We start from the raw sequence: 10,007 nt of genomic DNA, 5'->3' as shown, positions 1-10,007 counted from the left end.
CGAAGCTGGTGCCGGAGCCGAGGTGGGTGGCGATCGTGCCGTCGGTGCCCTGGATGACGAGGTCGGCCTTGCCGTCTCCGTTGATGTCGGGGAAGGAGAGGCGGCCCTGGCCGGGCTGGCTGAGGTAGTTCTGCCAGCCGGCGGAGAGGGGGAGGTTGGCGCCGAAGCTGGTGCCGGAGCCGAGGTGGGTGGCGATCGTGCCGTCGGTGCCCTGGATGACGAGGTCGGCCTTGCCGTCTCCGTTGATGTCGGGGAAGGAGAGGCGGCCTTGGCCGGCCTGGCCGAGGTAGTTCTGCCAGCCGGCGGAGATCGGTACGTTCGCGCCGAAGCTGGTACCGGATCCGTTGTTGAAGTGGACGCCGATCGCGCCGTCGGTGCCGTGGACGAGCAGGTCCTTCCTGCCGTCTCCGTTGATGTCGGCGTAGTACAGCCGGCCCTGACCGGCCCCGCCGAGGAAGTTCTGCCAGCCAGCGCTGACTGTGGTGCTGGCACCGAAACTTGTCCCCGAACCCGGACGGAGCCCGATCGTGCCGTCGGTGCTCAGCACCATCAGATCGGCCTTGCCGTCACCGGTGATGTCCGCGCGGGTGCTGGTGTCCTGGATGTTGTCGTAGCGGCGGGGGCTGAAGGTGCCGTGGCCGCTGTAATAGGGGTAGGGGATGCTGTGGTGGATGGCACCGCTGCTGCCGGACTCCTCCAACGCGTCGTACGTGGAGTGATCGGAGCTGGTCCATCCGTTGAAGATGACGACATGGCCGCTGGCGCCCGAGTCGGGGTTGAGGAGGATGTCGCCCGGCTTGAGGGACTCCTTGGCTATGGAGGAGGTGTAGTTCAGCAGGGTGCCGGTGGTCTCTCCCCAGTTGTTCCCGCTGGAGGAGCCCAGGTGCCAGGCCATGGAGACGAAGCCGGAGCAGTCCGTCCGGTACTTGCCGTTGGAGTCCGTGCGGTAGCTGGTCATGCTGTACGGCACGCCTGCGTCGACCCACGACTGGGCCCGGTCGATGACCTCCGCCCGGCTGATGCTGCCGCCTGCCGAGGAATCCGCGGCCAGAGTGGCGAACGCGCCGGCCGCCCCGGGTGCTGCGGCCAACTGCGCCGCTGAGGCGGTAGTCGGGTTGGGCACGGTCGGGGTGAAGCGGGTCAGGAAACCCGGGCCCGCCGTGCTGGATGCGGCGGTCGGCGGCGTTGGGGTGTCGGCGATGGCCTGACCGAGGGTCGTAACGGTGACCGCGCCGGCGACCGCGATGGATACGGCCAGACGAGTGATCATGTTCATGACAGGACTCCTTGTGAGGTGAAGCAGCAGAGGTTCTCCGGGTCCGGAGAAACCGCGAAGAGAGCGGGAGGGATCGCCGTCGTGCAGGTGCGGCGATCCGGAGGATCGAGGAGATCCGAGAAGAGGGGCGACGCGCTCTCTGGAACGAGGCGGTGCCCGGGGCATGGCCTTCAACACCAGCCCTGGGAGCGTCAGTCGGCAGTGAGCCCGCCGAAGCATCCGAGACAGGTGATGGGCGTTACCGCGTAGGTCAGGAGGCTGCAGGCCCAGTTCACTGCGACGGCTCAGGTGCCGGCACGCGAGCCCGAAGCGGTGCGGCGCGACGCGGGCGCAGGTCTGCCCGGATGAGGTCCTGGGCGTGGGTGCCCGCACTACCCGCCGCGTCGGGAAGGCGGGCTTGGGCAGTCGCGACAGCCTCAGTCCCAACCGGTGCGGTCGCCGAGGGATGTGCTGGCTGGTGAAACGCCCGACGCCCCGACGCTGTCCCAGTCGATGGCTCTGAGCGGCTGGCCGGTTGCGGAACCGGTTGCGGAACCGGTTGCCGCCATGGTGGACACCGGCTTGCGGCCCTGGTGGATTCCCGTGAGGCCGGTGGCGAGCGCTCCGTTCAATGCGACGGGCACCGTGGGCGCGGACGGGGTCAGCGGAAGGGCGTCAGAAGCGAGCAAGCGAATGGGCCTGGGCATGAGGGTCCCCCGTGATGGCATGCTGCGAGTGGGTGGAGAGCGGCAACTGCGGATCAGGGTCTGGTAGACAGGCAGACGGCCAGGTGGCTCGTACTCCCCGCCGTTTACGGTCCGTCCGTGTCCCAGCCTGCGGTGAGTGTGTACGGCAGGGCCGTCTCGAGAAGTGCCGGGGTGCGGCTGGCGTGCCGGACGAGGTGGGTGTTGGCCGGGCCTGCGGTGAGGTCGCGCCACCCTGGTTGTCGTTGGCGCGGGCCCTGCGGGTGAAGCTGATGGTGCGCGCCCGGCAGTTGCGGTACGAGCGGGCCGGTCCCCTCCAGCCGGACCCCGTGGGCCATGCCGTCGCCAGGGAACGAGTGCCGGCGGGCGGCGGCGGCCGGGTGGGGCCCGTTACGCAGGTACCAGCCGCGCGGCCCGTCCGGGACCTGCCCGGTGGCGGCGAGGTCGTGTGCGGTGATCTCCTCGCCGGGTGGAACGAGTTGTCCGGGAAGTGCCGGGGGTGCTCACCGGGTACGGGCTTTGGCTTTGGCCTGGGCGGCGGCGACGTAGCGGACGGTGAAGAGCATCGGGATGGCGAACCCCGCGGCCTGGACGAGTGTCGCCGCTGTGGAGTGGCCGTACCCGGCGTGGGCGAGGGCCGCGAGTGCGCCCGCCGTTACGGCGAAGGCAGCGGTCCACGCGGCGGTGATGACGACGTTGATCCGGACGAAGGGCTTGAGGCCCCAGACCTCGCGGGGGGTGGTGCGCTTGGCGATGCCCAGGGTGAATGGTTTGCGCACGAGCAGTGAGGCCCCGGCGATGAGGGCCAGGGTGGCCGAGGAGAGGGCCGCCGAGTAGGTGTGCACGGCCGAGTGGGGGTCGGCGTAGGCGATGGCCGTCAAGGCGGCGAAGAAGACCGCTGAGCCGGTCTCCATGATCAACGCGTCGAAGCCGGCCCCGGTACGGCGCTGCTGGACGGTCACCGCCACCGCCACCAGCAGACCGGCGAGCGCGCCCCACTGCCATTGGGCGGACGGGAACACCGCGAAGACGATCCACGGAAGAAAGGTGCGGACGTACGACATCGGGGCCCCCTGGTTGCTTTCATCCCTGCTCTGACATGTCAAAACTAGAAGGTCCACCATCGACATGTCAAGAGTGGAAGGTACAGTGGAGGCATGAGCCTTCGACATGCCCTCCTCGGACTCCTGTCAGAACACCCGGCCAGTGGCTACGACCTGCTGAAACGCTTCGAGACTTCGCTGGCCAACGTCTGGCCCGCCACCCAGAGCCAGATGTACACAGAGCTGTCCAAGCTCGCCGAAGCCGAGTTGATCAGCGTTTCGGCGCAGGGCCCGCGCGGCCGCAAGGAGTACACCCTCACCGACGAGGGGCTGACGGAACTGCGCCACTGGCTGACCGAGACCAAGCCTCAGCGCAACACCCGCAACGACATCCTCCTGCGGGTCTTCTTCCTGAACGTGATCACCCCCGACCAGGCGCGGGGCTACCTTACGGAGCTCATGGAAATGTCGGAGCACGAATACGAGGGCCTGTGCCGGCTGGCCGACTCCATCGACTGGGGCGACGACCCGCTGTCGGTGAACGGCAAGATCGCCCTCGAGTACGGCCGCCGCTTCAACGCGATGCGCCGCGAGTGGGCCGCCTGGGCAGCCGACCAAATCCGCTGAATCAGACACCCCTTCCGCGGGCAACTCGGAGCCGATGCAACAGGCGGCCGGCACGCCCCTGCCCCTGCGACCGGGCGGAGCCCTGAACCACCCCGCTACCCCCTGGGCTACGCCCGGCAGGGACTCACCCGGCCGCCCAGTCGATGCCGAGGTGCGCGAGCGCGTGCTACGCCCGCGCGACATTCTGACGTCTCACGTAGTCATGAGGGGTATGCACGGGGATCGCAGAACAAGAGAACAGGCGGGGACCGAGTGAAATCAGCACAGGAGGGTGAGTACCTGGAGTTCGTGACCGCGAGGGCGAAGGCGCTGTACCGCTCGGCGTACGTACTCGCGGCCGGCGACACGCATCTTGCCGAGGACCTGGTCCAGGAAGTCTTCAGCCGGGTGTACGTGCACTGGAACCGGGTGGCCGGTGCGGACAGCCCGGCGGCCTACGCCCAGACGGTTCTGGTCCGCACCTTCCTCAGCCTGCGGCGTCGGCGAAGCACCGGCGAGCGCCCCATCGCGAACATGCCCGACAGCGCGGCGTCGTCCGGCCCGGACGCCGCACTGCGGCTGACCCTGCTGGACGCGCTCGGCCAACTGCCGCCCCGCGACCGGGCAGTGCTGCTTCTGCGCTACTGGGAGGACCGCAGCATCGAGGAGACCGCCCAGATGCTCAAGCTGAGCAGCAGCGCGGTCCGTTCCCAGGGCACCCGTGCACTCGGCAAGCTGCGCGCGTTGCTCGGCGACAGCCTGTCCGACCTGGTTCCGCACTGAGCGCCGGTGTACGCAAGTCAAAACCGCAGCAAAGCCCTCATCAGCGACAGAAAAGGTGACGCCAGCATGCCGTTCGAAGCAGACCTCGCACATGCCCTGGACCGCACGACCGACTCCCTCGAACCCGATCTCACCGCGCTCCTGAGCGGAGCCGTCGAGCGCGGGCGGAGCCGTCGGCGTCGGCGCAGCGCCGGCGCCATCGCCGGGGTCGGCGCCTGCGCCGTGATCGCGGCAGCCGGCCTGGTGATCCCCGGCGCGCTCGCCGGGACCCGCTCCGCAGGCTCCGACATCGAGCCGGTGGCGCTGGCGATGCCCCGTTCTGCGATCACCGGCACCCAGATGATCCAGGCCCTGGAGATGACGTTCCCCGGGGGCCGGTTCAGCCAGGTGACCGGGCAGAGCAACAACCCCTCGGATCCGTCAGGCGGGTACGTCGCCAACGGTGTACTGGTCGTCGACGACGGGCACGGCGCCGCAAGTGTCGGCGTCTCGGCCGTGCGGCTCAAGCTGCCGCTCAGGGACGGCGACGGGCTGAGCTGCGAGCAGACGCCCGCGCGTGCCGCAGGCGACACCTGCACGCTGAGCGAGCTGCCGAGCAGTGCCTCGATTCCCGGCGGGGCCGTGGTGATGTCGGAGCAGAACGCGGCCAAGCACCCGGCTCGTGCCGACACCGCCCGCCGCTGGACGGTGACGGTGACCCTGAAGTCGACCGGCGCGCAGCTTCAGCTGGTGCAGTGGAACAGCACCGGCGGCGGCAGCGGCTCCGACACACCGAAGCCGACCCGTGCCGCTCCCCCTCTGTCCGAGCAGCAGGCGGTGGCCGCCCTCACCGGTGCCGCCTGGGCGCCTATCCTCAGCGCCGTCGGCTGACCGTTGCCTTGCCGAAAATGGCGGCAGAACAGGCCCTGACCCCGGATTTGGACACCGGGAGAGACTTGGATCTTGATGGTCCAGGAGAACGGAGTCCCCGTGGGGATGATTCCTCATGCTGTTTGTCAAGCCTCGAGAGTCGTTGGCGGCATGAGCTCGTAGCACCGACCGTCGCGCAACAGTGCCCGGAGAGCGTTGACGCGGCGAAGCGCAAGAGCGAGGACAGCCTGGGTATGGCGTTTACCCTCGGCACGTTTGCGATCGTAGAAGCGGACAGATTCGACGAACTCCAAATCGACCACATATGCGGGCAGTTGATGGCTGGACACCTGTCCCCTCGGCTGAGCACTCCCCGCGCTGGAGAACCTGGGCGCAGCGGCTCGGACCGCCCCGGCTTTTGTCCGCGGACAAAAGTCTGTCCCTCGACGTTCCAGGTCATGGCAGCATGTTTCCCATGACGATCATCAGAAAGGTCCATGCCGCGTAGGCGGCCAGGACACCTCCGGGCAGCGTTCCCGCAGCAGCGCCGGCCACATGCTGGAAGGTCTGGCATCGACGGTCTCTCCGGGCGCGCGGTGGCGGAGATCGCCCGCCTCGAATACATCCGGAACTACCTGGAGCCAGGAGACATCATCCTGGCCCTGGACCGGTGGAAGCAGTACGTGCACAGCCCCAAGCGCCGGCTGTGGGACGAATGCGAGTGGGGCAACGTGCACTGGTACTGCTGCGGCAACCCCTTGGAAGGCCGTGCGCTCCTCGACCGCGTGCTCCTGGCCATGACACCTCGGAGCGCCCGCGAACTCCGGGCAGTCCTCACCACGTACGACGCTCTCTGGATCACCCCGTACCCCCATCTCGCGGATCGGGGCTGAGGAGACGCTCCCCCGCGAGGATCCCCGGCTCTTGTCCGCGGACAAAAGCCGGGGCCCTTCCGGTGTCAGCAGCCGGGCTCCTCACGTTGTCGGCAAATGAGCTCGTCCGGCTACCCGCTCGAGGGCGTCGTAGTGTGCGCACGTCAGATGCCTCATGCTGACCGCCAGGCCGAGGCATCGAGGAACGGGATGTCCCCGACTGAGCCCTCCTACCGGGTACTCGCTCACGCTGGCGTGGCAGCGCTGTCGGGTCTTGCCTCGTTGGGTGGGTTCAGCCAGGGTGAGGACTGGTGCGGGGGTTGGCCTTGGTGTACCGGGATTGATCACGGGGGTGTCATGGGTTCCGAAACAGCTCGATCGGGTGGCCGAGTGGTAAAGATGCGGGTGCGCGATGTGGTCCGTGACGTGGTGGCTGAGGTGGCCCCGGAGGAATTGCCGCTGGTGGCGGCGTTGGCCGGATTCGACGATGCCACCGTCGTACGGCGGCTGAGCGGCCGTGGCCGGCGGCGCGAGACGTTGGGCTTTGGCCTCGGTGAGGTCGCAGCGCTGGTGACTCCCGTGGTGTGGCTGGTGGTGGACCAGACGGCGCAGCGGGTTGTGAGCGCCGGGGTGGACAGCGCGGCGAGCGGGGCGAGGTCCGCGATGCGCAGGCTTCTACGCAGGCCGACCGAAGCTGTGACGGTTCCGCCGCTGAACCGTGAGCAGCTGGCCGAGGTACGGAAGGCGGTTCTGGAGACGGCGGTACAGCGTGGCTTGGGAGAGGAGCACGCCTCGATGATCGCGGATGCCGTGGTGGCCAGGCTCGTACTCGCGGGGCCAGAGGAACCCGAGCCGGAGGACCCGGAGCCCGGGCCCGGGGCGGGCAGTCCGGCAGCTGGGCCGGACAGCCCCCCGATAGCAGGGGCTGGTGGCCCTGCCGGGCCGGATGGTCTGGCAGGTCCGGTCGGCGAGACCGGCGGTCCCGCGTGATGGTCGGCTTATCTGACGGGGCGGATCCTGAGGCCGGCGAGCGGCCCGCCGCCGTACGGATGGACGAGCGGGTCCTCGCGGCTGGTACGGGCCTGCGGTTCGTGCTGCTTCTGCTGCTGTTGGCGGGGGCTGGCGCGAGCATGGTCCCCAGGACCGTCCGGCACCTCCTCGCGTCGCCCGAGACGGCGGACAAGGAGGCGGCCTGCTGGCTGGCGGCAGGTATCGATCCTGCCCTGTCCAGGAACGTGAGCTTCATCCAGTACACCCAGAACGCCTCCGCGCTCAAGGCATGTACGGCGCAGTACCGGCAGGATTTCGATGGGGTGTCGCTCGGCGTGGGGGCCGTGGCGGTCGCTGCGGCATTCGCGGTGTACTGGCTGCTGCCGGTGTGGAAGACGCGGCGTTCCAGGGTCACACCCCTGGACGCGATGGATGTGCACGGCGAGCTGCGACCGCTGCTCGACGAGCTCGTGGGTGTTGCCGGGCTCAGCCGGCCACCCCGTTTCGTCGTCGATCCGTCGGCGTGGACGGTCAGCGCGGTCACGTTCGGCCGCTGGCGCGCGCCTACGGTCTGCCTGGACGTCGGTCTGGCTGTCACGAGTGGGACTCACCGGGACCGGTTCCGTGCCGTGGTACTGCACGAGCTCGCACACCTCCACAACCGGGACGTCGGGGTCACCTACGCCACCATCGCCCTGTGGCGGGTGTTCCTGCTGCTGGTCCTGATTCCTTGGGCCGCTGTGGGGGTGGACATCCTCTTCTTCGACGGCACGCCAGAGGCCCGGGACACCTTCGCACCGTTCAACACCCACGAACGGGTCCTCGGTGTTCTGATCGTGCTGGCGGTCTACCTCACCCGCGCGGGGATCCTGCGCAACCGGGAGGTCTACGCCGACCTCATGGCGGCGCGCTGGGGCGCGAGCCGGGCGCCCTGGGAGAGGACCGCCCCGCAGCCCGCCGGTGCGGGCCGGTGGCTGTTCACCGGGTTCGTCGAACTGTGGCGCACGCACCCGTCCTGGGCCCTGCGCCGGACATCGCTCACCGACCCGAGAGCGCTGTTCGCGCTGGAGGGGCTTCCCCTGTTCCTCACCGGCCTCGCGGCTGACATCCTCGTGTGGAACCTGGGGAGCCTGCCGGACCGTGCTCTTGCGGCCAAGGCAGTACTGATCGCGGTACTCGTCGTGGGCATCGGGGGCGTCGCGTTGTGGCGTGCCGTGCTGTACGCGCTCCTTACCGGTCAGCCGACGCCTGCGGGATGGCCCGTCGGGCTATGGCTCGGCTCCGGCATCGTCGCGGGTGAGTTGACCGGTCCGGGAGCTGCCTACAACCGATGGCTGCCGGCGCACCCAGAGGCCTTGTTGATCCTCGTGGCCGCTCTGGTGCTGGTGATGACGTGGACCGGGCAGAACGCCGCGTTATGGCTGCGGACGTGGCGTGGGCGCTCGCTCGCCCCGGCCATGCTCGTGGGTCTGGCGGCGCCCTCACTGGTGTTGGCCTCCGTGCTGTACTGGTGGTACGTGCAAGGCGAGGTCCTGACCGAGGGCTGGCCGTTCACCACGGCCGGACTTCTGGGCTCGTACGGTATGCCCGGCCTGCCACCAGCGCGCATCGGCCCGCTGCTGGAAGTCGTGGCGGTGGTAGGTGTCCTTCCAGGTACCTTTGCCTCGGCTGAGAGCCTGTGGTGGGCCGGGGTGCTGTTCTGGGTACTCCCACTACTTGTTCTTGCAATCCGCCCGACGGCGCGCCGCCCGAAGTGGCTTGCCGGAGCGCTGCCCGAGCAGGCCATGGTGCTCTCTCCGCACCCGTCCGGGCCGGGCCGGATCCTGGCCGCCGGGATGGGCGGCGGCCTCGTCTGCTGGGCCGGCCTGGCCATCGCACTGGCGCACATGCACACACCGGATCCGGCCGCGGTCCGTATGACGGGCCCATTCCAGCTCGCGCACCTGATGTGGCCCGTCCTGGTGATCTGCGGCGCGATGGCTCTCATCGCAGCCCTCGTCGCAGCCGTGACAGATTCGGGATGGCTGCTGGCCGGGCTGATCGCGGCGGGTGTCACCGCGCTGCTGGGTGCCAGTGCCACCTACCTCCTCATGAGGGTCGACGGTTGTCTTGGTCCGCTCAACACGATGACCGACACGTGCAGATGGTGGCCCGACTCGGTGTGGCCCCTGGTGAGGATTGAACTGGCTTACGTACTGACGCTGGGTACGCTGCTGGCAGGCTTGGCCGCCTTCGCGGGCCGGGGTGCCGGGCTGCTCTGGCGACTGCGCCGAAGCAAGCAGCAAGCAGCAACGCTACCCACCACGGACCGGCCGCTTCGCCCGCAGCAGCGCGGCGCCCGGGTGGCGGCCATCGCGGTCGCCGCCGTTACGGTCGCCGCGACCCTGCTCAGCGTCCAGGCTTCCGGTCCGGCCGCTCATGCCTCCCGCCCGCCGGAGCAGATGCTGGATCAGTCGACGCCTGCGCCCTCGGCGTCGATGGCCCGGCTCCAGGGCCAGGCGTGGGCGGCCGTCGGAGGCCTGGATCGCGTCAACGCACTTCGGGCAGCGGAGCGTGACTACACCACCGCGTTCAAGGCCGGAGCGAGCTCCACCTCCGATGCGGAGTTCCTCATGGCGATGGGGAAGCTGAACACCACTTGCACTGGCCTGGACCGGGCGGCGACGAGAGCCGGCACCTTCTTCTCCGTACCCGCCGTGACCGGGCAGCAGATGTGGGCCGAGATGCTGGACCGCTACCAGCAGTTGACCACCGCCTGCCGGGACCTCGCCACGAAGCCGAGCGCCGCGACCGCCCAAGCCGCCATAAATGCGCACCAGGAAGCTGTCGGATCGTCGGACGCGATGATCTACTGGCTCGCCGAATCCGGAGCAATCCGGCAAAAGTCCCCATGAACGTCCCCCAC

10 protein-coding genes and 1 pseudogene are annotated in these 10,007 nt (G+C 69.1%); 6 read left to right on the top strand and 5 right to left on the bottom strand.

Features of this window, described 5'->3' with window-relative positions:
* From AB0M76_RS22285 to AB0M76_RS22270, 4 genes are all read right to left on the bottom strand, one after another.
* The coding region (locus AB0M76_RS22285) for an FG-GAP-like repeat-containing protein (protein WP_365954526.1) at positions 1–1,276 on the bottom strand (1,276 nt) is incomplete at its 3' end.
* A 416-nt stretch (positions 1,277–1,692) separates the two neighbouring features.
* Positions 1,693–1,944, bottom strand: coding sequence for a hypothetical protein (locus AB0M76_RS22280; RefSeq protein ID WP_365954525.1), 252 nt, complete (start codon positions 1,942–1,944; stop codon positions 1,693–1,695).
* A 122-nt stretch (positions 1,945–2,066) separates the two neighbouring features.
* A complete protein-coding gene (locus AB0M76_RS22275; protein ID WP_365954667.1) occupies positions 2,067–2,417 on the bottom strand; it encodes a carotenoid oxygenase family protein in 351 nt (116 codons plus the stop codon).
* Positions 2,418–2,462: 45 nt separating this feature from the next.
* On the bottom strand, positions 2,463–3,023 hold the full coding sequence (locus tag AB0M76_RS22270; RefSeq protein WP_365954524.1) for a hypothetical protein: 561 nt from the start codon (positions 3,021–3,023) through the stop codon (positions 2,463–2,465).
* Positions 3,024–3,116: 93 nt separating this feature from the next.
* Between AB0M76_RS22270 and AB0M76_RS22265 the strand changes: the two genes are divergently transcribed.
* The 3 genes from AB0M76_RS22265 (at position 3,117) to AB0M76_RS22255 (ending at position 5,261) form a co-directional block, all read left to right on the top strand.
* Positions 3,117–3,629: a PadR family transcriptional regulator gene (locus AB0M76_RS22265; RefSeq protein WP_365954523.1), complete on the top strand. Its 513-nt coding sequence runs from the start codon at positions 3,117–3,119 to the stop codon at positions 3,627–3,629.
* A 252-nt stretch (positions 3,630–3,881) separates the two neighbouring features.
* Positions 3,882–4,391 (top strand): SigE family RNA polymerase sigma factor, encoded by a 510-nt coding sequence (locus AB0M76_RS22260; protein WP_365954522.1) that lies wholly within the window; start codon positions 3,882–3,884, stop codon positions 4,389–4,391.
* A gap of 66 nt (positions 4,392–4,457) precedes the next feature.
* On the top strand, positions 4,458–5,261 hold the full coding sequence (locus AB0M76_RS22255; RefSeq protein WP_365954521.1) for a hypothetical protein: 804 nt from the start codon (positions 4,458–4,460) through the stop codon (positions 5,259–5,261).
* A gap of 125 nt (positions 5,262–5,386) precedes the next feature.
* Here the strand turns inward: AB0M76_RS22255 and AB0M76_RS22250 are convergent.
* Positions 5,387–5,530 (bottom strand): annotated as a pseudogene (locus AB0M76_RS22250) (IS110 family transposase); the annotation flags it as partial.
* Positions 5,531–5,836: 306 nt separating this feature from the next.
* Between AB0M76_RS22250 and AB0M76_RS22245 the strand changes: the two are divergent.
* The 3 genes from AB0M76_RS22245 to AB0M76_RS22235 all read left to right on the top strand — a co-directional run bounded on the left by AB0M76_RS22245 (position 5,837) and on the right by AB0M76_RS22235 (position 9,996).
* Positions 5,837–6,133 (top strand): hypothetical protein, encoded by a 297-nt coding sequence (locus tag AB0M76_RS22245; protein WP_365954520.1) that lies wholly within the window; start codon positions 5,837–5,839, stop codon positions 6,131–6,133.
* A 378-nt stretch (positions 6,134–6,511) separates the two neighbouring features.
* Entirely contained in the window at positions 6,512–7,102 is a 591-nt protein-coding gene (locus AB0M76_RS22240) for a hypothetical protein (RefSeq protein WP_365954666.1), read from the top strand.
* A complete protein-coding gene (locus AB0M76_RS22235) occupies positions 7,102–9,996 on the top strand; it encodes a M48 family metalloprotease (RefSeq protein ID WP_365954519.1) in 2,895 nt (964 codons plus the stop codon). Before AB0M76_RS22240 ends, AB0M76_RS22235 begins: the two co-directional genes overlap by 1 nt.
* The last annotated feature ends 11 nt before the right edge of the window (positions 9,997–10,007 follow it).

It is taken from the genome of Streptomyces sp. NPDC051364 (assembly GCF_040682115.1).
GTDB lineage: Bacteria > Actinomycetota > Actinomycetes > Streptomycetales > Streptomycetaceae > Streptomyces.
The sequence above is the reverse complement of the archived record's forward strand: the minus strand, read 5'-3'. Positions and strand labels throughout refer to the sequence as shown.